Here is a 24,416-nt window from a genome sequence, read left to right on the forward strand (position 1 = left end):
CCGGTGTGCCTCTACGTGCCCTTCCGGATGACGAACCCGCGGCCGGCGAGCGTCTCGAGGGCATCCTCGAAGCCCGCGTAGTCGCGGGCGAGCAGGAGGTCGAGGGGGCGCCCGGACGGGCCCGAGGTCCGCAGCCAGCGGCGCAACGCGTCGGCGTGGGTGCGCTCGGCGGCCTCCTCGGTGAGCGTCAGGAGCAGCGGCAGCTGCGGCTTGTCGTCGAGGTCGCCGGCGACGATCGACAGCGGGTCCGCCCCGAGGGCGCGGCAGAGCTCGTCCTCGGTGAGGCCGAGGCGCTGCATGAGCACGGCGGCGGCGGTGGCGGTCATCGCACCGGCAAGTGTGTCACCCGCCGCGCTTGCGGCGAAGGGCGGCCCAGCCGTTGTCGAGGAGCATGCGCGTCGCGGTCACCGGGAGGGGCTCGGAGCCCTGCGGCTCATGGCCCCCGCCGATGCGCTGGATCTGCCGGGTGTGGAAGTAGAGCTCGAGCGCGGCGTCGAGCTGCTTCGACGACAGGCGCCGGGAGGTCATGACCGGCGCCGCGCCGCCGCCGGTCACCGTCGTCGGGACGGCGGCGTCGAGCGCGAACGGCCGGGCGAGCCCGACGAGGTCGGTGGCGCCGGAGGTGATCGCCTCGCGCATCGCGCCGGGTGTGCGGAAGCCGCCGGTGACCATGAGCGGCACCGACGTGACGCCGCGGACCTTCTCGGCGTAGTCGAGGAAGTAGGCCTCGCGCTGCTTCGTCGACTCCGCGCGGGTGTCGCCGGTCGCCATCGCGGGCGACTCGTAGGTACCGCCGCTCACCTCGAGGAGGTCGAGGCCCTCGGCGGCGAGGGCGGCGACGACGGCCATCGACTCCTCCTCGCTGAAGCCGCCGCGCTGGAAGTCCGCGGAGTTCAGCTTGATCCCGACGGGGTAGTCGCCGCCGACGCGCGCGCGGATGGCGCGCAGCACCTCGAGGACGAACCGCATGCGGCGCTCGGCGTCGCCGCCCCACTCGTCGGTGCGGACGTTGGCGCGGGGCGAGAGGAACTGGCTCACGAGGTAGCCGTGCGCGCCGTGGATCTGGACGCCGTGGAAGCCGGCCTCCTGGACGACGCCCGCGGCGACGGCGAAGCGCCCGACGACGGCGCGGATCTCGTCGCCGGTGAGCTCCTTGGGCGTCGGCGCGCCGGGCACCTTCGGGCGGATCGGGGAGGGCGCGACGGGGTGGGTGCCGGCGATGCGGAGCGCCTGACGGCCCGGGTGATTCAGCTGGACCCACGTCGGGGTGCCGCCGGCCTGGGCGGCCTGCGCCCACGCGCGGAGCTGCTCGAGATGGCGGTCATCGTCGACGACGACGTTCTTCGGCTCCCCCAGGTGTCCGCGGTCGACCATGACGTTGCCGGTGATGAGCAGTCCGCCGCCGCCCGTGCCCCAGCGGGCGTAGAGGCGCGTGAGCTCGGCGGTCGGAGCGTTGACACGGTCGCCGAGCTGCTCGCTCATGGCGGACTTCGCGATCCGGCCCGGAAGGACCGCACCGCACGGCAGGGCGAGGGGACGCGTGAGGACGTCCACGGCCTCGTCGACAGTCGGTTGCATGCGGCAACCCTAGCGTGCGTGTGCGTGCGTTCGGCCGTCGGTGGGAAGCGGGCGATCGCCCCTTGCGCCAACTCCCGGCCGTGCTGATTCCGCCAGCGGCCCCCTGGGCCGCACCGCCACGTCAGAACAGCTGATTCTCGCCGCCGAAGACCTCGCTCACCGAGTCGTCGGTGAAGATCCGGCGGATCGAGTCGGTGAGGAGCTCGGCGCAGCTGAGGACGCGGATGTTGTCCGGGGCGCCGCGACGGAGCGGGATCGTGTCGGTGACGACGATCTGCTCGAACGGCGAGGCGGCGAGGTTCTCGAACGCCTTGCCCGAGAGGACCGGGTGGGTGGCGGCCGCGAAGACGCGGGCGGCGCCCTCATCCTTCACGGTCTGCCCGGCGGCCTTCAGCGTGCCGGCGGTGTCGATCATGTCGTCGACGATGAGCGCCGTCTTGCCCCGCACGTCGCCGATGATGTAGCCGATCTCGGCGACCTGCTGCGCCGGGCGCTCCTTGTCGAGGATCGCGAGCTCGGCGCCGAGCTTGGACGCGAACTTCTTGTTGAGCTTCACGCGGCCGGCGTCCGGCGCGACGACGACGAGGTCCTGCAGCTGCAGGTCGTGGAAGTACTGCGTCAGCATCATCATCGCCGTCATGTGGTCCACCGGCTTCTGGAAGAAGCCCTGGACCTGGCCGGCGTGGAGGTCCATCGTGAGGACGCGGTCGGCGCCGGCGGCCTCGAGCATGCGGGCGACCATGCGGGCGGAGATCGGCTCGCGCGGGGCCGACTTCTTGTCCTGGCGGCTGTAGCCGAACCACGGGCACACGGCGATGACCCGGTGGGCGGAGGCGCCGACGGCCGCGTCGATCATGAGCAGGAGCTCCATGAGCGCGTCGTTCGCGCTGACGCCCGTGTCCGGGTTGCCGCACGTCGGCTGGATGATGAAGACGTCCGCGCCGCGGATCGACTCGTCGTAGCGGCAGTAGACCTCGCCGTTGGAGAAGGTCTTGAGCGTCACGGGACCGAGGTCCACGCCGAGCTTCTCCGCGATGCGGCGGGCCAGCTCGGGGTTCGCACGCCCCGAGAACAGCATCAGCCGCTTGTCGTAATCGATCGGGAGACTCGTCGCGCCGCGCACAGCGGGCGAGATACTACGGACAGAGTCCGACGCGTAGGTCATGGGTGAAGGGGCCCGTGGGTCGCGTGTGAGCGTGGTGTCACGTGTGAGCGTGAGGGGTCACGCGCCGTTCCCGTCCTGGGTGTCCGGCGCGTGCTGCCGGTCAGCATAGTCCTCGAGGTTCGTCTGGCGCGCCCTCGCGATGCCGAGGGCTCCCGCGGCGACGTCCTTCGTGATGACCGAGCCGGCCCCGGTGACGGCGCGATCGCCGACGGTGACGGGAGCCACGAAGGTCACGTCGACGCCCGAGCGGACGTCCCGGCCGATCGTCGTGCGGTGCTTGTGGCGCCCGTCGTAGTTCGCGGTGATCGTCGCCGCGCCGAGGTTCGTCCCCTCCCCCACGTCGGCGTCCCCGATGTACGACAGGTGCGGGACCTTGGCGCCCGCGCCGATGTCCGAGTTCTTGATCTCGACGAACGTCCCCGCCTTCGCGCGCTCGCGCAGCACGGTGCCCGGGCGCAGGTAGGCGTAGGGCCCGATCGTCACGTCGTCGTGGGCGGTCGCCTCGACGCCGAACGCGTGGCGGATCGTCACGTTGTCGCGCAGCGTGCAGTCGGTGAGCGTCACCTGCGGGCCGACGCGGCAGCCGGCGCCGATGTGGGTCGCGCCGCGGAGGACCGTCCCCGGCTCGAGGAGCGTGTCCTGCCCGATCGTGACCGTCACGTCGACGTCGGTCGTCCCCGGGTCGATGACCGTGACGCCCGCGCGCATGTGCGCCTCGAGGATCCGCGCGCGGGCCGCGGCCGTCACCTGCGCGAGCTGGACGCGATCGTTGATCCCGGCCGTCATCGCCGGGTCGTCGATGACGTGCGCCGCGACCGCCAGTCCGTCGGCGCGCAGCAGCGGCAGCGTGTCGGGGAGGTACCGCTCGTGCTGCGCGTTGTCGGTGCCGACCCGCGGCAGGACGCTCCTGAGGGCGGCGGCGTCGAAGCAGAAGATGCCGGTGTTCACCTCGCGGATCTGCAGCTGCTCGGGGGTCGCGTCCCCGTCGGCCTTCGTCTCGACGACCGCCTCGACGCTGCCGTCGGCGGCCCGCACGACCCGGCCGTAGCCGGTCGCGTCGTCGAGGATCGCGGTGACCATCGTCGCCGCCGCGCCGCCGGCCGCGTGGGCGTCGACGAGCGCCCGGATCGCCTCGGCGGTGATGAGCGGCACGTCACCGCTGAGGATGACCACCGGTCCGGAGTCCGGCAGCGCCCCGGTGGCCGCGGCGACCGCGCCGCCGGTGCCGTCCTGGATCGGCTGCACGACGTGCGCGACGCCCTCCGGCAGGTGCGCCTCGAGGCTCCCGTCGGGCGAGCCCACGACGACGATCGTCGCCGCCCCCGCCGTCCGCGCGGCGAGCACCGGCCAGTGCACCATCGGGCGCCCGCAGATCTCGTGCAGGACCTTCGGGGTCTTCGACCGCATCCGGGTGCCCTGCCCGGCGGCCATGACGACGGCGCTGAAGCTCACGGCGCTGATGCTACGCAGGGCCGGACTTCGACAGGCTGTCCGGCGCGGTCTCGCGCTCGTACATGCGCATCCACTTCCGGACGGCGTTGTCGGACACGCCGTACCGCCGGCCCGTCGCCGCCCAGCCCTCGGCGTTGATCTCGGCGCGAAGCTGCTCGTAGGGAGGGCGCTCGACGCGGCGGGCGTCCGGACGGGGTGCGCGAGGCCCACGCCGAGCGCGCCCGGCACACTCGCGCGAGCAGTAGCGCTGCGTCGCCGGTGACGTGATGAGCGCCCCGCAGCCCTGGCAGGGCCGCGCGGGCGCCCGGGCGTTGCGCCCGCAGTGGGTGTCGAGCGTGGCGGCGCAGTTGGGACAGACGGTCCGCAGGTTCTCGAGGCGATTGTCGTCGGGGACGCCGTTGATGTGATCGAGGATCAGCGCCATCTCCGCCCCACGCCAGTTCTCGTCCTGACCGCAGAGCTCGCAGCGCCGCTCCTTGTACCCCTCGTCGTATAGCCGCCGCTTCAGCGCGCCCCGGCTGAACGCACGCCCGGTCGTCAGGATCTCCGCCAGCGGGACGCGCCCGGCGCGAGACCGCCGCCGCATTGTCGCGTACGGGTCGAAATGGCTGACGTCGAGCCCCCAGATCGCGACGTACTTCTGGAGGACCTTGAAGCTGTTCCCGGTCGAGGATCTCCCCATCCGGCGGAGCGCTTCGGCGTAGCTGCGCGAGGCGGCGACGGCAGTCCGGGCCTCGTCCTCGGAGTATCTCGGCGACACGAACACATGTTCGCATCCGGCCCGGACGGAACCTGGCGACCTCGAACTCGAAGCTCAAGTGTTGCCAGTTGGGGAGCCAGGGTTCGAACCTGGACGAAGAGAGTCAAAGTCTCCCATGCTGCCGTTACATCACTCCCCAGCGGCGCGGCGCCGGCGCGGCGCGCGCCCCCGTGAAGCGTACCCCGACTCGCAACGGACGCCCCTCGCTAGCATCGCCCCACCCCCACGCAAGGAGCAACTCGATGAAGCAGTTCAGCTGTGGCGCCGTCGTCCCCGGGTGCACCGCGACGTTCTCGGCGGAGACGGAGGACGAGCTCCTCGGCCAGGTCGCCGCGCACGCGAAGGCCGACCACGGGATGGAGACCGTCCCGGACGAGGTCGTCGAGCAGGTCAAGCAGAAGATCGTGACCGTCTGAACGACGGGTCGTGCCCCGCGCCCGCGCCCGCGACGCGCGGGCGCCGGGGCGGCCTCACGCGGCCCCGGCTACGTCGCGAGGACCGCGACGATGCGGGCGATCGGGACGACGCCGAGGTACGCCCCGCGCTGATCGACGATCGCGATCGGGTCGAAGCGGGTCCCGAGGGGGCGGGCCATCGCGCGGCGGGCCGCGTCGGTCACGGGCATGACGCCCACGAGGCACAGGGGCGCCCGGGGCGCGGTCCCGCGGTCGTGGGCGGGGCGGTCGACCACGCCGACCGGTCGCCCGTCGGGCGCGAGAACGACGGCGTGCTCCGCGTGCGGCTCGGCGGCGAACGCCGTCGTGACCGCGTCGGGGCCGGCCTGGACCGGGACGACGAGCGCCGTCTCCTTCAGGCCGCTGAGGCGCTCGGTGTTCACGCCGCTGAGCGTGCGCCGGCGCATCCGCCGCGCGACCTCGCGGTCGAGCTCCCCCATCGCGGCGACCGGCCGGCCGAGCGCGAAGCCCTGCCCGAGCGGGACGCCGAGGCGGACGAGCGCGTCGAGCTGCTCTGGCGTCTCGATGCCCTCGGCGACGACCCAGGCGTCGAGCTTCGCCGCGAAGGCCCCGAGCGTGCGGATGATCTCCGCGCAAGCCTCGTCGTGCTCGATCCCGGCGATGACGGCGCCGTCGACCTTCACGAAGTGCGGGCGCAGCGCGGCGACGCGGTCGAGGCTGCGGGACTCCGTGCCGGCGTCGTCGACGGCGACCATCGCGCCCCGTCCGCGCAGGCCGGCGAGGACCTCCGCGACGTGCTCCTGGTCGGCGCCGTCGTCGAGGTCGACGAGCTCGACGACGAGCTGCTCGAGCGAGCGCTCGGCGGCGAGGACGGCCTGGACCTCGCGGCTCGACAGGGCCTGCGGGCTGACGTTGACCGCGATGAAGCGATCGCGGACGAGCAGCGGCCGGGTGACGAGCGCGGCCTGCAACAGCTGGGCCTCGAGGGCGCCCGCGTAGCCGAGGCGGGCGGCGGCGACGAACCAGTCCCGCGGGCCGATGCCGGCAGCCTCGGGGAATCGGGCCAGCGCCTCGTACCCGCGCACGAGCCCGCGCTGCAGGTCCACGATCGGCTGGTAGTGGACGCGGACGCACTTCGGCTCGGCGAGGATCTGCTGCAGGGCCGCGACCCACCCCTGGTCGAGCGACGCGAGGGCCGGGCCCGTCCGACGGGCATCGTCGGGCGCCTGGATGGGACTGCTGAGTGTGTCGGGCATGTCGCGGACTTCTCCTCCGCGGGGGACAGGGACACGAGAGGTATCGGTCGGACGGGTTTCTACCTAGATACCCAGAAGTGGGGATCGCAGCCCTACCGACGCGCGCGCACGTCGAGCCCCGCGGCGAGCAGGACGCCGAGCTCCAGCGGGGTGCGCGGGTCGGCGGCGACCGCGCGCGCGTCCGCCGCGGTCGTCAGCCGCCGCTCGGAGCGCAGCATGCCGACCGGCCCGCCGCGTCCGGCGACGAGCGTGAAGAAGTCCTCCCGCGGCGCCCCCGCGAGGCGCACGAGCTCCGGGTCGAGCGCCGGCATCCCGATGAGGAACGGGGTCGCGTCGTACGTCGGCGCGAGCGTCAGGCCGACCCCGTCGGCGAGGTCGCCGTGGAGGTCGTCGGCGAGCGCGGCATCGAGCCCGGGGACGTCGGGCGCGACGAGCGCGACCGCTCCCGAGTAGCCGTGCAGCGCCGCGAGCGCCGCCTCCGCGCTGTTCGCCTCGAAGGCCCCCGGCCCGTCCGCCGTCGCCGCGGCGGCCGCCCAGCGGCGCGCGCCGCGCAGCAGCTCCCGGCGCAGGGCCGCGGCCGCCACCGGCCCGAGCAGCGCCGCGAGCGTGTCCTCCGCGTCCTGCCCCCCGAGCGTGGTGAGGACGACGACGGCGACCGGCCCGACCCCGTCCGCGCCGATCGGCCTCAGTCCCACGCGAAGGCCGTCCCGTTCGGCCTCACCGCGGCCGCGTCGATCCGCGGGACGGCCGCGGTGAGCGCCTGCGCGAACGTCCCCGTCGACGCGGCGACGAGCCGCACGAGCTCGGACACCGGGGTCGGGTCCTCGGGCTTGACGCCGTTCGCGTAGTCCGTCGCGTACCCCAGCAGCGCGTACGGGATCTTCGCCTCGCCCGCGAGCACGGTCTCCGGCCCGGCGGTCTGCGAGACGCACGTCACGCCCGCCTGCCGCAGCATCCGGATCTCCGTCCGCGTGTTGAAGCGCGGCCCGTCGACGTGCCCGTAGCACCCGCCATCGCGCACCGGATGGCCGATGTCGAGCGCGCCGGCCAGCAGCGCCGCACGCAGCGGCTCGCTGAACGGGTCGTCGAAGATCCAGTGGCCGCGCCCGGGCGCGCCGGGCTCGGTGTGGAGCGTGCAGATCGACCCGTCCGGCAGCCGGTTGACGAGGAAGTGCAGGTCGTCGAAGACGACGAGCGACCCGAGCGGCAGCTCCGGGTCGCACGCGCCGCAGACGGTCACCGAGAGGATCGCGTCGACCCCGGCCTCGGCGAACGCGCTGATGTTCGCCTGGTGGGTCACCTGATGGGAGACGAGCACATGACCCTCACGGTGGCGGCTGACGTGGACGACCTCCGCGCCACCGAACCGCCCGCGGGTGACCGGGACCTCGCCGAAGCGCGTCGCGACGACGTCGGCCGCGGCGTCCTCGAACCCCGGCAGGGCGTACGTCCCCGACCCCGTGATGATCCCGATGCGCATGGGGCGCCATCGTAGTGACCGGGCCTTTCGCGCCCGTGAACGTCCGCCCCCGCGCTCGCCGGCGCGAGCCGTCAGGCGCCGCGGCGCGGGACGCGGCCGCCGGTCGAGCCCTGCTCCTTCGCCGGGCCCCCGCGGCGGGCGATGCCCAGGACGCGCATCGCCTTCAGCCCGAGCGAGAGCTTCTCCCGGCCGTCGGTGGACCCGACGTCGAGCCCGGTGAGCTCCCGGACGCGCTCGAGGCGGTAGCGGATCGTGTGGCGGTGCGTGAACAGGCGAGCCGCCGTCCCGGCGACGTTGCCGTCCGCGTCGAGGAACGCCTCGACCGTCTGCGTCAGGTCGGTCTCGTACTGCTCGTCGTAGGCGACGAGCGGCTCGACGGTCTCCGCGTAGAAGCGCTGCAGCTCGGCCGGGTCCTCGCTCATCGCGGGCAGCAGCAGCCGGTAGGCGCCCGTGTCGTCGAACGCGAGGAGCGGGTTCTCGGCGTCGCCCTCGGCGACGTTCGCGGCGAGCAGCGCCTCGCTCCCCGCGCGCGCGAGGTCGGCGGGGTCGGCCGCGACCCGGCTGCGCCCGACGGCGAAGGAGTGGCCCGGCAGCACCGCCTCGAGCTCGTGGAGGACGCCCTCCGCGGCGCGTCTGGCCTGGGCGTCGTCGACCCCCGGCAGCAGGACGGTGACCTCGGTGCCCCCGCGCTCGGCCCGCTCGACGAGCGCCGCGATGGCCCCGCTGACGACGGCCCGGGCGCCGCGCTCGGCGGCGGCGAGCATCCGAGGACGCCAGCCCTCCTCGGACGCGCGGTGCTGGTGGACGCGGGCGACGACGAAGCTCGCCCCCGCGAGCAGGTCGACGCCGAGATCGCCGGCGGCGGCGAGGATGTCGTCCCCGCCCGTGAGCTCGCGGTCCAACACGGCGCGGAGGAAGCCGGCGGCCGCCTCCTGCGAGGCGCGCTCGGGGGCGCGCACGCGCTCGACCTCGGACGCGATGAGGGTGGCGACGAGGCGCACGAGCGCCAGGCCGGGCTCGCCGCGCGTCCGCATCCGCATGAGGCCGACGAGCTCGTCGGCGACGCGGAGCTCGACCGTCTCGACGCCGCTGCCGTCCGCGGTGAGGCTCTGCTCGTCGGCCGGCGACCGCGCTGCGACGGCCAGCACCGCGCCGGAGCGGTCGACGAGCACGAGGCTCGCCTCGAGGGCACGGGAGGCCGCGCGCACGATCTCGGGGAGGCCGGCGCCGGATCCGACCGCTTCCGTCATGGCGTCCAGCGCCGAGAGATCGAGGCCGGCCGGAGGGCCGTCTGCCGGTATGGGCATCACGGGGAGTCTACGAGGCGGGACGATCCGGTCGCATCCGCCGCGGGGGAGGGCGGGCTGCCCGTTCAGCCGCTGATGCGGTCCCAGAACCAGACGATGGCGGCCCCGCCGGCGACGCCGAGCCCGACGAACGCCGCGAGGACGTACAGCGTGAGGAACGACGCGGCCGCGCGCTCCCAGGCGCGCGAGTACGACTGCCACGCGGGGACGAGGATGAGGCCGACGTAGGCGGCGAGCCCGGCCACGGCCGCGGTGACCGCGACGACGTAGGTGATCGTCTGGTTGCTCATGGGGTCGGTTCGGGATTGTGACGCAAGTAGGTGACGACGAGCGCTGCCATGGCGCTCAGCGCGAACATCGCCGCCCCGAGTCCCCACCCCGCGGCGACGTCGCTGAAGTAGTGGGCGCGCAGCTCGATGCGGGTGAGCCCGATCGCGACGGCGAGCCCGAGCGAGAGGACGAGGAGGGCGACGCGCGCCCCGAGCCCGGGAAGCGCGCGGAGCAGCACGACGGTCACCGCGACCCAGGCGACGGCGTTCGCCGCGTGCCCGGACGGGAACGAGGAGCCGGACGTCTCGACGAGCCCGCCGGCGGGACGCGGGCGGCCCTCGAGCGCCTTGAGCTGGTGCTGCCCGAGCGACGTGAGCGCCATCCCGGCGGCGAGCGCGAGCGCGTCGACGGCCTTGTGGCGGAGCGCGAGGACGACGCAGGCGAGGAGGACGACCGGCGCGACGACGGGGAACGTCCCGAGGTGCGTGATGAGCTTCGCCGCCTCGTCGAGCCCGTGGGTGCGGATGTCGTCCGCCCAGCTCAGCCCGCGCCGGTCGCCCGCGGTCAGCTCGCCCGGCGTGAGGCTCACGGCGTAGCCGACGCAGACGAACGCGCCGACGGCCGCGACGGCGAGCAGCGTCGTGAGCTCGAGCCCGAGGTCGCCCGGGGTCAGCCGGTTCCAGGCGAAGCGCGCCGGGCGCTGCAGCCGGCGCGAGAGCGGCCCGAGGACCGGGTGCGCGTCGAGCCGCCGTCGCAGCTCCTCCCGCCGCTCGTCGTCGCGCAGGCGGCGCACGACCCAGACGACGCCCGTGCCGAGGACGATGACGCCCCCGAGCGCGAGCGAGCCCTGCTTCGCGACGGCGAGGACCTGGCCGAGCGACTGCCAGAAGACGTAGCCGAGGATCGCGAACGTGCTGCCCCAGATGCCCGCGCCGAGGATGTCGTACGGCGCGAAGCGGCGCAGCGGCATCCCGCTCGACCCGGCGAGGAACGGCGCCACCGCCCGGATGAGACCGACGAACCGCCCGAGGAAGATCGCCTTGCCGCCGTGCTTCTCGAAGAACGCCTCCGTGGACGCGATCCGCGGCTCGGTGATCTGGACCTTCGGCCCGTGACGGACGAGGAAGTCGCGGCCGAGCCGCCGGCCGATGAAGAAGCTCGTCAGGTCGCCCGCGACCGCGCAGGCCCAGATGATCGCGATGAGCGCGACGATGTCGATCTCGCCCTGGCCGGCGACGACGCCGCCGACGAGGATGACCGTCTCCCCCGGGGCGAGCAGCCCGACGAACGCGCCGGTCTCGAGGAAGGCCATGACCGCGACGAGGACGTACGTCCACGGGCCGAGCGCCTGCCCGAGATCCTCGAGTGCCCGGTCGATCTTCGGCAGGTGGACGACGCCGGTGCCGTAGACGAGGCAGCCCGCCGCGACGACGAGGCCGCCGACGCGCACGGTCGGCTCGAGGTGGTCCCGCTTGCGGTACAGCGCCGCGAGGACCGCCGCGGCGATGACGAACCAGACGGGCCTCATGCCGGGCGGACGGCGGCGAGCGCGGGGTCCGTCACCGTGGCGGCGACGATCGCGTCGGGGCCGGCTCCGGCGGCGACCGCGGCCGCGGCGGCCGGGTCGCGCGTGAGGCCGAGCGTCGTGGGTCCGCTGCCCGAGACGAGCACGAGGTCCGCGCCGGCGGCCCGCAGCCGGTCGAGGTTCGCCGCGACCGGCGGGCACAGCGAGATCGCCGCGGGCTGCAGGTCGTTGACGACGAGCACGTCGGGCAGGTCGGCGGCCGCGCGGACCTGCGCCTCGAGCGCGGTGAGCGCGGCGGCGGATCGCGCGAGGCCGAGGCGGTCGAACTCGCGGTAGACGTCGGGGGTGGACAACGGGGCGGGGTGCGGCAGCACGACGACACCGTAGGCCGGGACCCTTTCGCGATCCTCAACGCGCTCGCCGGCGCCGGTCGCGAGGACGCGCCCGGGCCGGACCTGGGCGGGGACGTCGGCGCCGAGGCCCGCGGCGAGCTCGCGCAGCACGTCGTCCCCGAGCGCGGTGGCGAAGTGGGCGTCGAGTAGGCGCAGCACGGCGCCCGCGTCGGCGCTCCCGCCCGCCATGCCGGCGGCGACGGGGATCGCCTTCGCGATGCGCAGCCGGACGGGCTCCGTGACGCCGGCCCGCGCGCGGAAGGCCGCGAGCGCCGCGTCGGCGATGTTCGGGCCGGCGAAGGCGGGGCCGTCGAGGGTCGTGCGGTCGGCGTCCGCCGCCGCGACCGTCACCTCGTCGCAGAGGTCGACCGCCTGCATGACGCTCACGAGCTCGTGGCGGCCGTCGTCGCGCCCGTCGGTCCCTCCGACGAAGAGGCAGACGTTGATCTTGCCCGGGGCGCGGGTCGTGAGGGCGGGGCGGGGCGGGGCGGTCACCGCAGGGCCTCCGCGAGCGCGCGGAAGTCCTCCGGGGTGAGCCGCTCGGCGCGCACGTCGGCGGGATGCCCGAGGGCGACGAGCGCGGCGCGGGCCCGCTCGCGGACGTCGGCGTCGTAGGCCGGGTGGAGCTTCAGCGAGCCGGCGAGCGCCTTGCGACGGTGCGCGAACGCGGCCTGGACGAGCGTCCGCAGCGCCTTGTCGGCGGGCTCGACGTCCATCCGGCGGTGCAGGACGACGAGCACGCTGTCGACGCCCGGCACCGGGTGGAAGACCGACCGCGAGACCTTGTGGTGGACCTTCACGGTGCAGGAGAGCTGGGCGAGGACGCTCGGGACGCCGTAGGCCGGCGTCGCGGCCGCGGCGGCGAACCGCTCCCCCACCTCCTTCTGCACCATGGCGACCCACGTCGTCACCTCGGGCAGCTCGTCGATCGTCTTGATGATCGCGGTGGCGGCGATGCCGTACGGGAGGTTCGCGACGACCTTCGTCGGGAGCGGGTCGAGTGCCCGCAGGTCGAGCTGCAGCGCGTCGCCGAAGTGCAGCGTCGCGTGGCCGGCGAACGGGTCGAGCGCGTCGCGCAGCGCGGGCTCGAGCGAGCGGTCGACCTCGATGACGTGCGTGTGCGCGACGAGCGGCGCGAGGTACTCGGAGAGGACACCGAGCCCACCGCCGATCTCGAGCGCGACGTCGTCCGGCTGCAGGTCCGCCGCGCGCGCGATGACGCCGAGGATGTTCGAGTCGATGAGGAAGTTCTGGCCGAGGTCGCGCTTCGGGCGGACCCCGAAGGCCTTCAGCCGGCGGAGGGTCGGCTGGGTCGGGAGCCCGTCGTCGGCGGTCATCGGCCGGTCACCGGCCCGGAGAGCGAACCCCTGGGCGAGTCGCTCCGCCGGAATGTGAGCCCCTGGGCGAGCATCCCGCTACCAGCCGAACAGCGCGGCGGCGTTCGCGGTGACGAGCGTGTCGAGCTCGTCGGTCGTCATGTCGCGGAGCTGCGCGACGAAGGCCGCCGTGTGAGCGACGAACGCCGGCTGGTTGCGGTGCCTGCGGACCGCCTGCGGCGTGAGGTACGGCGCGTCGGTCTCGACGAGCAGACGATCGGCCGGGACGCGCGCGGCGGCCCGGGCGAGGTCTGAGTTCTTCGGGTAGGTGACGTTCCCCGCGAAGGAGAACCACCAGTCCTCGGCGATGCACGCGTCGACGTGCTCGGGCATCGAGAAGCAGTGCAGGATCACGGTGACGCCCGCGGCGTGCTCGCGGAGCATCGCGATCGTGTCCTCCTCGGCGGCGCGCGTGTGGATGACGAGCGGCCTGCCGACCTCGCGGGCGAGCTCGATCTGCGCGCGGAAGGCGTGCTCCTGGTCCGGGCGCGGGCAGTAGTCGCGGAAGTCGTCGAGGCCGGTCTCGCCGATCGCGCGGCAGCGGGGATGCTGCGCGAGCTCCCGCAGGTCGGCGAGCTCGGCGTCGCCGAAGCCCTGCGCGTTGTTCGGGTGGCGGCCGACGGCGGCGAAGACCTCCGGGAAGGCCTCGGCGGCGGCGAGCGCCGTGCGGTTCGACCGCTCGTCGGTGCCGACGGTGAGCATGCGCGTGACGCCCGCGGCACGCGCGGCCGCGACGAGCTCGTCGTTCGGCTCGGCGCAGGCGTCCAGGTGGGTGTGGCTGTCGATCACGGCGGTCGGGTGGGCGGGCCGGGTTCAGGCCGCGGGCGCGGGCGCCGGCAAGTCCTTCGGGAAGAGCGGCGCGAGCGCCTGCACCTGCGTGACGGCGCCCGCGGTGAGCGTCGCGCGCTCGTAGGCGATGTCCGGCGCGCCGAGCGCGGCGAGGAGCTTGTCCACCGTCTCGGGCAGGACGGGGGCGAGGAGCACGGCGACGACGCGCACGCCCTCGACAAGCGTCGCCAGCACGACGTCGAGGCGCTCGGCGCTCGCCGGATCCTTCGCGAGCGTCCACGGCGCCGTCTCCTCGACGTAGCGGTTCAGCCGCCGCACGCGCTCCCACACGAGCTCGAGCGCCGGGGTCAGCTCGGCGCGGTCCACGAGCGCCGCGACCTCGTCGGCGAGGCCGGCGAAGTCCTCCTGCAGCTCGGGCTCGACGGCGGGGACGGCGCCGTCCCGGTACTTGCGCACCATCGCGATCGAGCGGCTGGCGAGGTTGCCGAGCCCGTTCGCGAGCTCCGACTCGTAGCGGCCCTCGAACGCGACGGTCGAGACGTTGCCGTCCTGGCCGAAGGTCACGTCGCGCAGGACGTAGTGGCGCAGCGCGTCGGTCCCGAAGCGGTCGATGATCGTGAACGGGTCCAGGACGTTGCCGAGCGACTTGCTCATCTTGTCGCCGTCCATCAGCAGGTAGCCGTGGATGTAGAGGCGCTCGGGGAGCGGCAGGTCGGCGGCCATGAGCAGCGCGGGCCAGAAGACGGCGTGGAACTTCAGGATGTCCTTGCCGATGACCTGCTGCTGCGGCGGCCAGAACGTGGAGGTGAGGTCCTCGCCCGGCCTCGCGTAGCTCAGCGCCGTGTAGTAGTTCAGGAGGGCGTCGAACCAGACGTAGAAGACGTGCTCGGTGTCCCACGGGACCTCGACGCCCCAGGTGAGCTTCGCCCGGCTGAGGGAGACGTCCTGCAGGCCGCCCTTGATGAAGCTCAGCGCCTCGTTCGCGCGGTGGCGCGGCCCGACCCAGTCCGGCTTGTCGGCGTAGAGCTGCTCGAGGCGCTCCTGGAAGGCCGAGAGCCGGAAGAACCAGTTCTCCTCCTTCTCCACCGTCAGCACGATGTGGTGGATCGGGCACCTGTCGCCGTCCTCGATCTCCGCGTCGGACTTGAAGTCGGCGCAGCGGGGGCAGTACATGCCCTCGTAGTGCCCTTTGTAGACGTGGCCGTTGTCCTTGACCCGCGTCATGACCTCCTGGACCTTCGCCTTGTGCTCGGCGTCGGTCGTGCGGATGAAGAAGTCGTTCGACGCGTTCAGGCGCGGCATGAGCGAGCGGAAGCGCTCGGCGTTCTGGTCGGCGAGCGCCTGCGGCGTCATCCCGAGCGCCTCGGCGGCGTTCGCGACGGGCTCGCCGTGCTCGTCGGTGCCGGTGAGGAAGAACACCTCGTCGCCGCGCTGGCGGTGGTGGCGCGCCATGACGTCGGCCGCGATCGTCGTGTACGCGTGCCCCATGTGTGGCGCGGCGTTGACGTAGTAGATCGGGGTGGTGACGTAGAAGGTGCCCATCGGTGCGGTCTACGTTACTGAGGGGGTCGTGGCCGGGCCGGGTGGGTGACCGCCCCTCCGCTCCCCGGTCGGGCGCTCGCGGTTCAGCGCTTCTCGGTCAGCGCGCGGTAGAGCGCGTTGGCGCCGGTGCCCGTGAGGGACGCGACGACCTTGGCGGCGGGGCGCGGCTTGGCACCTGCGGCGACGAGCTCGCGGAGGGCGGCGAGGGCGGGGCCGAGGTCCTCGTCCCCGCCGGCGGGGACGGCGGGACCGACGACGAGGACGATCTCCCCCTTCACCTCGGCGCCGTCGTAGCGCGCGGCGAGGTCGGCGGCCGTCCCCCGGACGACCTCCTCGTAGACCTTCGTCAGCTCGCGGCAGACGGCGACGGGCCGCGCCGGGTCGACCTCCGCCAGCGCCGCGAGCGACGTGCCGATGCGCCGCGGGGACTCGAAGGCGACGAGCGTCTCGCCGCCGGCGCCGAGGAAGGTCGTCCGCAGCTCGCCCGCCTTGCGCGGGAGGAAGCCGACGAAGCGCCAGACCTCCGACGGCAGGCCGCTCACCGCGAGCGCGACGAGCACCGCGGACGGGCCCGGCAGGACCTCGACCGCGAGCCCCGCGGCGACGCAGGCGCTCACGAGCACGGCGCCGGGATCGCTGACGAGCGGCATCCCCGCGTCGCTGACGAGCGCGACGGTCTGACCGCCCTGCATCCGGGCGACGAGGTCGTTCGCCCGGGAGCGCTCGTTGTGCTCGTGGTAGCTCACGAGCGGGGCGGTGACGCCGTAGCGGTCGAGCAGCCGCTTGGAGTGGCGCGTGTCCTCGCAGGCGATGACGTCGGCGTCGCGCAGCGCGCTGAGGACGCGCAGCGTCACGTCCTCGAGGTTCCCGATCGGGGTCGGGCAGACGACGAGGCGGCCGGGGGCGCTCACGAGTGCAGCTCCATGAAGGCGAGGACCGCCGCGCCGAGCATCCCGGACTCCGCGCCGAAGCGGGCGGGGACGACCCGGACGATGTCGCGCGAGGGCGAGAGGGCGCGGGCGCGCATCTCCTCGCGGGCCGGGTCGAGGAGCAGGTCGCCGGCCGCGATGACGCCGCCGCCGATGACGATGACCTCGGGGTTGAAGATGTTCACGATGTTCGCGAGGCCGACGCCGAGCGCGAGGCCGGCCGTCCGGAGGCAGGCGAGCGCGCCGGGGTCGCCGTCGTGCGCGAGCTCGGTGACGAGCGCGCCGGTCATCGCCCGGCCGGACCCCTTGGCGGCTGCGAGCCCGCCGGAGGGGTCCTCGCGCGCGACGCGCAGCCCGGCCTCGCCCAGCGCGGTCCCCGACACGAGCGCCTCCAGGCAGCCGCGGTTCGGGCAGGTGCCGTGGCAGCGCGGCCCGTCCATGTCGATGACCATGTGGCCGAGCTCGGTCGCCGCGCCGACCGCGCCGCGGACGAGCTGCCCGTCGACGACGACGCCGCTGCCGATCCCGGTGCCGATCGTCAGGAGCACCGCGTGCCGCGCGCCGGACGCAGCCCCGAGGCGGTGCTCGGCGAGCATCGCCACGTTCGCGTCGTTGTCGACGACGACTGGCAGCCCGAGACGCTCGGCCATGATGTCCCGGAAGGGCAGGTCGGCGATCGGCAGGTGGACGGTGGAGACCGCGATCCCGCGCTCACGGTCGATGAGCGACGGGATCCCGAAGCCGACGGCACGGACCTCGCCCGGCGCGGCGGCGATGGCCTCCTGGACGGCGTCGACGACCCGGTCGAGCACGGCGGCGCGGTCGCCACCGGGCGCGGTCCGGTGCGCGCGGTGGTGCACGTTCAGCTCCCGGTCGACGGTCCCCGCGAGCAGCTTCGTTCCGCCCAGGTCGACGCCGATGACGCACGGCGGCCCCATGGCAAGGACTGTACCGGCGGCGCCTCCGCGGGCGGGCATCCGCCAGCATGTGGTCAGTGCCTGCCCCCCAGAACCGCCCCGGCGGCTCCGACGAGCCGCCCCGCTACACCCGCCATCGCAGCGCGCCCGGCTTCCTCGCCCGTCGCGGGCGCGGCCGGGGCGACGACCTCGCGGCGCTCCAGGCGCTCCGTGACCGCGAGCGTGCCGCGGGCGGCGGCGGCACCGACGGGCGCACGTACGACGCCGCGGGCCGCGCGGTCCGCGAGGAGCCCGGCCGGCCCGTCCGCGACGAGCAGGGCCGCGCGATCTACCGCGCCGGCGGGGCGGGCGGCGGCTACGGCGGCGGGCGCGGGGGCGGCGGCGGCGGGCGCCGGCGGCTTCCCCTCCCGGGCCTGCCGGGGCGGCGCCTCGCCCGTGCGGGCGGGACGATCACCGCCTGGGTGCTCGCGAAGTGGGCGCTGAAGGCCGCGGTCGCGTGGCTCGTCCTCTCGCTGCTCGCGTTCCTCGTCTCGGCGACGATCCACCAGTCCGGCGACGGCGGGAACGTCCTCGGCGGTGGCGGCTACCCGCCCTTCGCCGCGACGAACATCCTCGTCCTCGGCTCCGACGCGCGCCCGAAGAACAGCAGGGAGCCCGGCGCGTCGTCCTCGGGCCCGAGCCGCTCGGACACGATGATGCTCCTGCGCGTCGGCGGCGGCCACAACGCCCGCCTGTCGATCCCGCGCGACACCGTCGTCGACATCCCGGGGCACGGCCGCACGAAGATCAACGCCGCCTACGCCTACGGCGGGGCGACGCTCGCGGTGAAGACCGTCGAGCAGTTCCTCGGCATCGACGTCAACCACCTCATCGAGGTGAACTTCAACAACTTCCCCGACCTCATCGACGCGATGGGCGGCGTGGACTACACCGGTGGCTGCGTCGTCTCCCGCATCAACGGCGGCTTCAGGAACGGCGGGCAGACCCTGCGCCTGAAGAAGGGCACGACGCGCATCGACGGCAAGCAGGCCCTCGCGCTCGCGCGCACCCGCCACAACCTCTGCAACCCGCGCGAGAACGACTTCACGCGCGCCCGCCGCCAGCAGAAGCTCCTCTCCGCGATGAAGAGCCGCATCGTGAGCATCAGCGGCTTCCTCCACGGGCCGTTCATCGGCTGGAACGCCCCGAAGGCCATCAAGTCCGACATGAGCGCCCCGACCCTGCTCGGCGTCTTCGGCGCGATCGCCTCGTCCGGCAACGCCACGCCGCGGGTGCTCAAGGTCTCGCCGGTGACCCTGCCGGACGGGTCCTCGGGCCAGACCGTGAGCGACGCGAGCCGGCGCGCCGCGGTGCGGCGGTTCCTCGGGGGCTGAGCGGGCGGGAACCGGGGCGCACGCGTGGGTGGAGGATCGCGGTTGCCTGGCAACCGCGATCCTCCACCCACCGACCGTCAGGCGGCCTTGGACTTCTTCTCGGCCTTCGGCTTGTCGGGCTTGGAGGACGACGAACTCGAGGAGCCCCCGTCGCTGCCCGACGAGGAGGACGACGAGGACGAGGCGGACGACGAACTGTCGGAGGACGACGAGGAGCTCGACTCGGCCTTCGTCTTCTCGGCCTGCTTGTCGGCCATCTTCGCGTCGTGCTTGTCGGCGCCGTCGGAGGCGGACTTCTCGAGCTCGCGGTTGCGCTTCTTCGTGCCGTAGTCCGTGTTGTGGAAGCCCGAGCCCTTGAAGTGGATCGCGGGCGCGTGGAGGACCTTCGTGACCGGGACCCCGGTGTCGGGATCCACCGTCAGCGGATCGTCGGAGAACTTCTGCATGACGTCAAACGTCGTGCCATCGGGTCGGCGGTACTCGTAGATCGGCATCTCGCCCACCAGTATGCCATGGACCGGCTGGCACTCTCAAGGGGAGAGTGCCAATATTCCTGTCCGCCGGGACAGTCCGCGGTCGGTCCGCACCGCTCGCCCGGGCCCGACTATCGTCCCGCCCATGTCAGCGGACGTCGTGACCATGGACAAGATCGTGGCGCTGTGCAAGCGCCGCGGCTTCATCTTCGCGAGCAGCGAGATCTACGGCGGCCTGGGCTCGACGTACGACTACGGGCACTACGGCGTGCTCCTGAAGACGAACGTCAAGAACGAGTGGTGGCGCGCGATGCTCCAGGAGCGCGACGACATCGTCGCCCTCGACTCCGCGATCCTCCAGCACCCCGACGTGTGGAAGGCCTCCGGCCACCTCGCCGGCTTCACCGACCCGATGGTCGACTGCCGCACGTGCAAGGCGCGCTTCCGCGCGGACCACATCGCCGAGCGCCAGCCGGGCATCGTCTGCCCGAAGAAGCCGTCGAAGCTCCCCGGCGAGGGCCCGGACTGCGACCTCACCGAGGCGCGCGACTTCAACCTCATGTTCAAGACGAACGTCGGCCCCGTCGAGTCGACCTCGTCCGTCGCCTACCTGCGCCCGGAGACCGCGCAGGGCATCTTCATCAACTTCAAGAACGTCATGTCGTTCGCGCGCAAGAAGCCGCCGTTCGGCATCGCGCAGGTCGGCAAGTCGTTCCGCAACGAGATCACGCCCGGCAACTTCATCTTCCGCACGCGCGAGTTCGAGCAGATGGAGATGGAGTTCTTCGTCCCGCCGAGCGAGGCGCCGCACTGGTACGAGACGTGGAAGCAGGAGCGCTTCGACTGGTACACGCGCCTCGGCATCCGGCCGGCCGGCCTGCGCCTGCGCGAGCACGACGCGGACGAGCTCTCCCACTACTCGAGCGGGACGGCCGACGTGGAGTACCTCTTCCCCATCGGCTGGTCCGAGCTCGAGGGCATCGCCAACCGCGGCGACTTCGACCTCTCCGCCCACGCGGCCGAGTCGCGCACGAAGCTCGAGTACTTCGACCCGGGCAGCGGCGAGCGGTACGTCCCCCACGTCATCGAGCCGGCCGCCGGCGCGGACCGCGCGACGCTCGCCTTCCTCGTGGACGCCTACGACGAGGAGCAGGTCGACGGCGAGCTGCGCACCGTCCTCAAGCTCCACCCGCGCCTCGCGCCCGTGAAGGTCGCCGTCCTCCCGCTCGTGAAGAAGGACGGCCAGCCCGAGGTCGCCAAGGAGATCGTGCAGGCCCTCCGCGGGCTCATGCAGACCGAGTACGACGAGGGCGGCGCGATCGGCAAGCGCTACCGCCGCCAGGACGAGATCGGCACGCCGTGGTGCGTCACCGTCGACCACGAGACGCTCACCGAGCGCACGGTCACGCTGCGCGACCGCGACTCGATGACCCAGGAGCGCGTCGCGATCGACGCCCTCCCCGCGCTCCTCGCCGGCAAGCTCGCCGCGCCGTGGAGCTCGCCGAAGCTCGCCGCCTGAGCGCCCCCACACCGGCGGCGTGCGGTCTCGTGGGGACATATATCCCACCGGGCCGCACGCCGGACGCGCCGGCTCCTCGTCTCAGGTCGGGTGCGGCACCAGCGCGCCCGGCTCGAGCTCCTCGAGCGAGGTGTGCGGCACCAGGCGGCCGAGGATCTTCGGCATCCACCAGCTCCACGGCCCGAGCAGCTCCATGATCGCCGGGACGAGGATGAGCCGGACGAGCGTCGCGTCGACGCCGATCGCCACGGCGTTGCCGACCCCGAGCTGCTTGATCGAGGGGACGCCGGTCCCGACGAACACCGCGAAGACGGCGACCATGATGAGCGCCGCGCTCGTGATCGTCCGGGCGCTCGACGCGAGCCCCTGCGCGACGGCGAGGCGCGTGTCCCCGGTCGCCGTGTAGCGCTCGCGGATGCGGCTGAGCAGGAAGATCTCGTAGTCCATCGAGAGCCCGAAGACGACGGCGAGGACGAGCGGCGGCGTGATCGTGTCGATCGTGCCGGTCTTCAGGTCGGTGCCGAGCACGGCGTCGACCCAGCCCCACTGGAAGACGATGACGAGCACCCCGTAGGCGGTGCCGACGCTGAGGAGGTTGAGGACGATGGCCTTCAGCGGCAGCAGCACCGAGCGCAGCAGCACCATGAGCACGACGTAGCTCAGGAGCAGGACGAAGAGGACGATCTTCCACATCGAGCCGGCGACGGTGTGCTGGAAGTCGAGGAGCAGGCCGGTGTTCCCGCCGACCTGGGCGCCCGGCGGGAGCGCGTCGCGCAGGCGGGCCACGAGATCCTTCGTCGCGGTCGACTCGCCGTCCTGCTGCGGGAAGGCGGTGAGCAGGACGCTGCGCCCGTCGAGCGAGGGCACCGCCGGGGTGACCGACGCGACGCCGCCGTCGGCCTGCAGCGTCATGACGGCGGCAGCGGCCTCGCGCGCGGGCGCGGTGACCTTGATCGGGGCGAAGGCGCCGGGGCCCGCGAGCGACGCCGCGGCCTCGAAGCCGACGCGCGTCTCGTAGCCCTTCGGGAACTGGCGCAGCGCGCCGTTGCCCGTCTGCAGGGAGAGCGCGGGGACGGCGAGCGTCACGAGCACGAGCGCGGCGCCGAGCAGCGCCGTCCTGGGACGGCGCATGACCGCGGCGGTCCAGCGCTCCCAGAACGGGACGGCGGGCGGCGCGTCCGGGTGGGTGGACCCGCGACGGCGCGGCGCCCGCGACCGGACCGCGAGCTGGAGCGTCTGGAAGACGCGCCCGCGCGCGTAGGCACGATGCCCGAGCAGGCGGATGAGGACGGGCAGGAGCGTCGCCGAGGCGAGCATCGACACCGCGACGACGAGGATCGCGCCGAGCGCCATCGAGCGGATCGCGGTCGTGTGCACCATGTAGAGGCCGGCGAGCGACACGATGACCGTCGCGCCGCTGAAGAGGACGGCGACGCCCGAGGTCGCGAGCGCGACGGCGCGCGCCTCGTCGGGCTCCCGGCCGGCGTGGATCTCCTCGCGGTAGCGCGCGAGCACGAAGAGCGAGTAGTCGACGGCGACGCCGATCCCGATCATCGACGCCATGTTCGTCACGAAGACCGACATCTCCATCGTCCGTGAGATCACCGCGATGAGGGCGCCGGTGACGAGGACGGAGCCCGCGCCGAGCGCGAGGGGGAGCGTCGCCGCGGCGAGCGAGCCGAACACGGCGAGGAGGATGAGCAGGACGATCGGGAAGCCCGTCCGCTCGGCGGTCGAGAGGTCGTCCTTGGAGAGGTCCTGCAGGCCGGCGTAGAGCGCGGCCTGGCCGACGAGGTGGAGGCCGACCGGCGTCTGCGCGCGCGTTGAGAGGGCGAGCTCCTTGCGGAGATCCGCCGCGATGTCGGCGGTCGCGTTGTCGTCGGCGTCGATGCGGAGCGGGACGACGAGCGGACGCTCCGGGTGGGCCGCGACGGCCCGCAGCGCGGCGTGGCGGGCGGCCGGGACGAGGCGGGCGCGGGGGCTGACGGCGCGGGCGCCGCGGCCGAGCTCGGCGACGGCGGCGCGGACCTCGGCGGGCGTCGCTCCCGGCCCGGGCACGACGACGCCGGCGAGCGTGGAGCGGCGCACCGCGGCCGGGAACTCGTGGTCGAGGCGGGCGCTCACCGCGGCGGACTGCGAGCCCGGGACGGTGAAGCCGCCCCCGGTGAGGTGCTTGGACTGCTGCGCGGCGAGGGGCACGGCGGCGACGAGCGCGACGATCCAGAGCGCGAGGACGACGTGACGGCGACGACGGAGGACCCCGTCGAGCCTGAGCATGATGGCCTGCAATTCCGTCCCCTCTCCCAAAACTGGCTGGCTGGCTGGCCAACTCAGGGTGACGGGCGGGCGATCGGCGAAGTGTGCGCTACCGCACACTCCCGTCCGGCGCCTGCCGGGGCTGCTCAGTCCGCGAGCAGCGAGCGGGCCGCGCGGACGCCGGCCTCGACCGTCGGCGCCCAGTCGCGCCCCGGGTCCGACAGCATCCGGATCGCCAGGCCGTCGGCGAGGCCGAAGAGGACGTCGGCGATCGCCTCGGGGTCGGCCTTGAGGCGCAGCACGCCCTCGGCCTGCTTCGCCGCGAGCAGCCGGGCGACGTGCGTGCGCGTCCGGCGCAGGAGCTCGGCGAACTCGGCCGCGATCTCCTCGTTCTGCCGGGAGATCGTGAAGAGCTCGTAGATGACCGCGACGAGGTCGGGCGTCGCGGTGACGAAGTCCTCGAGCTGCGCGCGCAGCAGCGCCATGAACGAGTCGGCGTCCTGCACCCCGGCGAGCTGCACGTCGAGTGCCTCCATCCGCAGGTCGCAGTCCCGGCGGACGACCTCGGCGAGCAGCCGCTCCTTCGTCCCGAAGTAGTAGTGGAGCAGGCCGCGGGAGACGCCCGCCTCGCGCGAGACGTGGTCGAACGTCGCCCCCGCGACCCCGCGGGCGGCGACGCAGGTGCGGGTCGCGTCGACGATGCGCTGGGCCTTGACCCCCTCGATCGAGCGCGTCCCCGGCGTCGGGCTGGTGGTGGCGGCCTCCATCGCTCCCGATCATAGAACGACGGAGGGCGCCCGCGGGCGCCCTCCGGAAACTGCTGGTGCGACGGGCGACCTACGCCGCGTCGTCGCCGCCGGTCTCGGCGGGGGCGGCGGCGTCGGCGTCCTTCGCGGCCTTCGGCTTCGCGGCCGCCTTGGGCTTCGACGCCGCGGCGGCGACGGGCTCCTCGGCGGGGGCCTCCCCGGCGACGGCGGGCTCGACGGACGGAGCCGGCGTGGCCACCGGCGGCGTGGCCGCGGCCGGCGGCGGCGTCACCGGAGCGGTGGTCGACGTGTAGTCGAACTCCTCCTCGGCACCGAACAGCGCGTCGAGGACCTTGTTGCGCAGGCCCTCGGAGCCGGCCAGCGCGGCGATGCCGCCGAACGTCACGACGAGCAGACGGCGCTTGAGCCTGCCCTTGCGCTTGGCCTTCTTCTGCTTCTTCGCCTGCTCGGCCGCTTCCTTGGCGGCCTTGGCGGCCGCAGCCGCGGCGGCCTTCTCGGCGGCCTTGCGGGCTCGCTTGCGCTTCGGCTGGGCGGCGGCCTTCGCGGCCGCTGCGGCCTGCTTCTCGGCCTCGGCCTTCACGGCCGCGGCGGTCTCCCGGGCCTTCGCCTCGACGGCCGCGGCCGCCTCCTCGCGCGCCTTGCGGCGCGAGCGCTTCTTCTGCGCCTTCTTCGCGGTCGACACGGCGTCCTGCGCCTTCGACGAGATGGCCGCGCCGGCCTCCTGCGCCCGTGCCGCGATCGCGGCCTCGGCGGCCTTGGCGGCCTCCGCGGCGGACTCGGCGGCCTCCCGGGCCTGCTTCTTCCTCGATGCCATCGGCTCTCCTCGCATCACAGTGGGGTACGACGGCTCTTCCAGAGAACCGCCGGCGGGGCG

24 protein-coding genes and 1 tRNA gene are annotated in these 24,416 nt (G+C 73.8%); 3 read left to right on the plus strand and 22 right to left on the minus strand.

Going from position 1 to position 24,416, the window contains the following annotated elements:
* Positions 1-11: 11 nt before the first annotated feature.
* From NBH00_RS19065 to NBH00_RS19090, 6 genes are all read right to left on the minus strand, one after another.
* Positions 12-326: a hypothetical protein gene (locus NBH00_RS19065; RefSeq protein ID WP_254570163.1), complete on the minus strand. Its 315-nt coding sequence runs from the start codon at positions 324-326 to the stop codon at positions 12-14.
* 16 nt (positions 327-342) lie between these two features.
* Positions 343-1,578, minus strand: coding sequence for an NADH:flavin oxidoreductase/NADH oxidase family protein (locus NBH00_RS19070; RefSeq protein WP_254570164.1), 1,236 nt, complete (start codon positions 1,576-1,578; stop codon positions 343-345).
* Between the two features lie 121 nt (positions 1,579-1,699).
* Positions 1,700-2,656, minus strand: coding sequence for a ribose-phosphate diphosphokinase (locus tag NBH00_RS19075; protein WP_254570165.1), 957 nt, complete (start codon positions 2,654-2,656; stop codon positions 1,700-1,702).
* Between the two features lie 144 nt (positions 2,657-2,800).
* On the minus strand, positions 2,801-4,195 hold the full coding sequence (glmU, locus tag NBH00_RS19080) for a bifunctional UDP-N-acetylglucosamine diphosphorylase/glucosamine-1-phosphate N-acetyltransferase GlmU (protein WP_254570166.1): 1,395 nt from the start codon (positions 4,193-4,195) through the stop codon (positions 2,801-2,803).
* Positions 4,196-4,205: 10 nt separating this feature from the next.
* A complete protein-coding gene (locus NBH00_RS19085) occupies positions 4,206-4,955 on the minus strand; it encodes an HNH endonuclease signature motif containing protein (protein ID WP_254570167.1) in 750 nt (249 codons plus the stop codon).
* A 68-nt stretch (positions 4,956-5,023) separates the two neighbouring features.
* A tRNA-Gln gene (locus tag NBH00_RS19090) sits at positions 5,024-5,094 on the minus strand.
* Between the two features lie 103 nt (positions 5,095-5,197).
* On the opposite strand from NBH00_RS19090, the gene NBH00_RS19095 reads away from it, so the two are divergent.
* The gene (locus NBH00_RS19095; protein ID WP_254570168.1) at positions 5,198-5,371 is read left to right on the plus strand and encodes a DUF1059 domain-containing protein; all 174 of its coding nucleotides are present in this window, start codon (positions 5,198-5,200) and stop codon (positions 5,369-5,371) included.
* 68 nt (positions 5,372-5,439) lie between these two features.
* On the opposite strand, the gene NBH00_RS19100 is transcribed toward NBH00_RS19095, so the two are convergent.
* The 12 genes from NBH00_RS19100 to NBH00_RS19155 form a co-directional block, all read right to left on the minus strand.
* The gene (locus NBH00_RS19100) at positions 5,440-6,627 is read right to left on the minus strand and encodes an EAL domain-containing protein (protein WP_254570169.1); all 1,188 of its coding nucleotides are present in this window, start codon (positions 6,625-6,627) and stop codon (positions 5,440-5,442) included.
* A 92-nt stretch (positions 6,628-6,719) separates the two neighbouring features.
* On the minus strand, positions 6,720-7,322 hold the full coding sequence (locus NBH00_RS19105) for a hypothetical protein (protein ID WP_254570170.1): 603 nt from the start codon (positions 7,320-7,322) through the stop codon (positions 6,720-6,722).
* On the minus strand, positions 7,313-8,107 hold the full coding sequence (locus NBH00_RS19110; protein WP_254570171.1) for an MTAP family purine nucleoside phosphorylase: 795 nt from the start codon (positions 8,105-8,107) through the stop codon (positions 7,313-7,315). The genes NBH00_RS19105 and NBH00_RS19110 overlap by 10 nt, the downstream gene beginning before the upstream one ends.
* A gap of 71 nt (positions 8,108-8,178) precedes the next feature.
* Positions 8,179-9,414: a PucR family transcriptional regulator gene (locus NBH00_RS19115; RefSeq protein WP_254570172.1), complete on the minus strand. Its 1,236-nt coding sequence runs from the start codon at positions 9,412-9,414 to the stop codon at positions 8,179-8,181.
* Positions 9,415-9,479: 65 nt separating this feature from the next.
* Positions 9,480-9,704, minus strand: a complete 225-nt coding sequence (locus NBH00_RS19120; RefSeq protein ID WP_254570173.1) for a hypothetical protein — start codon at positions 9,702-9,704, stop codon at positions 9,480-9,482.
* The gene (locus tag NBH00_RS19125) at positions 9,701-11,212 is read right to left on the minus strand and encodes a bifunctional DedA family/phosphatase PAP2 family protein (RefSeq protein WP_254570174.1); all 1,512 of its coding nucleotides are present in this window, start codon (positions 11,210-11,212) and stop codon (positions 9,701-9,703) included. Before NBH00_RS19125 ends, NBH00_RS19120 begins: the two co-directional genes overlap by 4 nt.
* Positions 11,209-12,096, minus strand: a complete 888-nt coding sequence (locus NBH00_RS19130) for a 4-(cytidine 5'-diphospho)-2-C-methyl-D-erythritol kinase (RefSeq protein WP_254570175.1) — start codon at positions 12,094-12,096, stop codon at positions 11,209-11,211. Before NBH00_RS19130 ends, NBH00_RS19125 begins: the two co-directional genes overlap by 4 nt.
* Positions 12,093-12,938, minus strand: coding sequence for a 16S rRNA (adenine(1518)-N(6)/adenine(1519)-N(6))-dimethyltransferase RsmA (gene rsmA / locus NBH00_RS19135; protein WP_254570176.1), 846 nt, complete (start codon positions 12,936-12,938; stop codon positions 12,093-12,095). Before rsmA ends, NBH00_RS19130 begins: the two co-directional genes overlap by 4 nt.
* A 78-nt stretch (positions 12,939-13,016) precedes the next feature.
* Positions 13,017-13,766 carry a TatD family hydrolase gene (locus tag NBH00_RS19140; protein ID WP_254570177.1) on the minus strand — a complete coding sequence of 250 codons (750 nt, stop codon included), beginning with the start codon at positions 13,764-13,766 and terminating at the stop codon, positions 13,017-13,019.
* 24 nt (positions 13,767-13,790) lie between these two features.
* A complete protein-coding gene (gene metG / locus NBH00_RS19145; protein ID WP_254570178.1) occupies positions 13,791-15,308 on the minus strand; it encodes a methionine--tRNA ligase in 1,518 nt (505 codons plus the stop codon).
* A gap of 83 nt (positions 15,309-15,391) precedes the next feature.
* On the minus strand, positions 15,392-16,219 hold the full coding sequence (gene rsmI / locus NBH00_RS19150) for a 16S rRNA (cytidine(1402)-2'-O)-methyltransferase (protein ID WP_254570179.1): 828 nt from the start codon (positions 16,217-16,219) through the stop codon (positions 15,392-15,394).
* Complete coding sequence (locus NBH00_RS19155) at positions 16,216-17,175, minus strand: ROK family protein (protein WP_254570180.1); 960 nt, start codon at positions 17,173-17,175, stop codon at positions 16,216-16,218. The genes rsmI and NBH00_RS19155 overlap by 4 nt, the downstream gene beginning before the upstream one ends.
* Positions 17,176-17,231: 56 nt before the next feature.
* On the opposite strand from NBH00_RS19155, the gene NBH00_RS19160 reads away from it, so the two are divergent.
* Positions 17,232-18,527, plus strand: coding sequence for an LCP family protein (locus NBH00_RS19160; RefSeq protein WP_254570181.1), 1,296 nt, complete (start codon positions 17,232-17,234; stop codon positions 18,525-18,527).
* Between the two features lie 77 nt (positions 18,528-18,604).
* On the opposite strand, the gene NBH00_RS19165 is transcribed toward NBH00_RS19160, so the two are convergent.
* Positions 18,605-19,021 carry an FmdB family zinc ribbon protein gene (locus NBH00_RS19165; RefSeq protein ID WP_254570182.1) on the minus strand — a complete coding sequence of 139 codons (417 nt, stop codon included), beginning with the start codon at positions 19,019-19,021 and terminating at the stop codon, positions 18,605-18,607.
* Positions 19,022-19,145: 124 nt separating this feature from the next.
* Between NBH00_RS19165 and NBH00_RS19170 the strand changes: the two genes are divergently transcribed.
* Positions 19,146-20,519, plus strand: coding sequence for a glycine--tRNA ligase (locus NBH00_RS19170; RefSeq protein ID WP_254570183.1), 1,374 nt, complete (start codon positions 19,146-19,148; stop codon positions 20,517-20,519).
* A gap of 81 nt (positions 20,520-20,600) precedes the next feature.
* On the opposite strand, the gene NBH00_RS19175 is transcribed toward NBH00_RS19170, so the two are convergent.
* From NBH00_RS19175 to NBH00_RS19185, 3 genes are all read right to left on the minus strand, one after another.
* On the minus strand, positions 20,601-22,808 hold the full coding sequence (locus tag NBH00_RS19175; protein WP_254570184.1) for an MMPL family transporter: 2,208 nt from the start codon (positions 22,806-22,808) through the stop codon (positions 20,601-20,603).
* 113 nt (positions 22,809-22,921) lie between these two features.
* Positions 22,922-23,542 carry a TetR/AcrR family transcriptional regulator gene (locus NBH00_RS19180; protein ID WP_254570185.1) on the minus strand — a complete coding sequence of 207 codons (621 nt, stop codon included), beginning with the start codon at positions 23,540-23,542 and terminating at the stop codon, positions 22,922-22,924.
* A 70-nt stretch (positions 23,543-23,612) separates the two neighbouring features.
* Positions 23,613-24,356, minus strand: coding sequence for a hypothetical protein (locus tag NBH00_RS19185; protein WP_254570186.1), 744 nt, complete (start codon positions 24,354-24,356; stop codon positions 23,613-23,615).
* Between the last annotated feature and the right edge of the window lie 60 nt (positions 24,357-24,416).

Source organism: Paraconexibacter antarcticus, from assembly GCF_024220175.1.
GTDB lineage: Bacteria > Actinomycetota > Thermoleophilia > Solirubrobacterales > Solirubrobacteraceae > Paraconexibacter > Paraconexibacter antarcticus.

Coding starts and splice junctions, on each gene's coding strand:
- NBH00_RS19065 (WP_254570163.1), bottom strand. CDS start 326: ATGACCGCCACCGCCGCCGCCGTGCTCATGCAGCGCCTCGGCCTCACC.
- NBH00_RS19070 (WP_254570164.1), bottom strand. CDS start 1,578: ATGCAACCGACTGTCGACGAGGCCGTGGACGTCCTCACGCGTCCCCTC.
- NBH00_RS19075 (WP_254570165.1), bottom strand. CDS start 2,656: ATGCTGTTCTCGGGGCGTGCGAACCCCGAGCTGGCCCGCCGCATCGCG.
- NBH00_RS19095 (WP_254570168.1), top strand. CDS start 5,198: ATGAAGCAGTTCAGCTGTGGCGCCGTCGTCCCCGGGTGCACCGCGACG.
- NBH00_RS19100 (WP_254570169.1), bottom strand. CDS start 6,627: ATGCCCGACACACTCAGCAGTCCCATCCAGGCGCCCGACGATGCCCGT.
- NBH00_RS19110 (WP_254570171.1), bottom strand. CDS start 8,107: ATGCGCATCGGGATCATCACGGGGTCGGGGACGTACGCCCTGCCGGGG.
- NBH00_RS19115 (WP_254570172.1), bottom strand. CDS start 9,414: ATGCCCATACCGGCAGACGGCCCTCCGGCCGGCCTCGATCTCTCGGCG.
- NBH00_RS19120 (WP_254570173.1), bottom strand. CDS start 9,704: ATGAGCAACCAGACGATCACCTACGTCGTCGCGGTCACCGCGGCCGTG.
- NBH00_RS19125 (WP_254570174.1), bottom strand. CDS start 11,212: ATGAGGCCCGTCTGGTTCGTCATCGCCGCGGCGGTCCTCGCGGCGCTG.
- rsmA (WP_254570176.1), bottom strand. CDS start 12,938: ATGACCGCCGACGACGGGCTCCCGACCCAGCCGACCCTCCGCCGGCTG.
- metG (WP_254570178.1), bottom strand. CDS start 15,308: ATGGGCACCTTCTACGTCACCACCCCGATCTACTACGTCAACGCCGCG.
- NBH00_RS19155 (WP_254570180.1), bottom strand. CDS start 17,175: ATGGGGCCGCCGTGCGTCATCGGCGTCGACCTGGGCGGAACGAAGCTG.
- NBH00_RS19165 (WP_254570182.1), bottom strand. CDS start 19,021: ATGCCGATCTACGAGTACCGCCGACCCGATGGCACGACGTTTGACGTC.
- NBH00_RS19170 (WP_254570183.1), top strand. CDS start 19,146: ATGTCAGCGGACGTCGTGACCATGGACAAGATCGTGGCGCTGTGCAAG.
- NBH00_RS19180 (WP_254570185.1), bottom strand. CDS start 23,542: ATGGAGGCCGCCACCACCAGCCCGACGCCGGGGACGCGCTCGATCGAG.
- NBH00_RS19185 (WP_254570186.1), bottom strand. CDS start 24,356: ATGGCATCGAGGAAGAAGCAGGCCCGGGAGGCCGCCGAGTCCGCCGCG.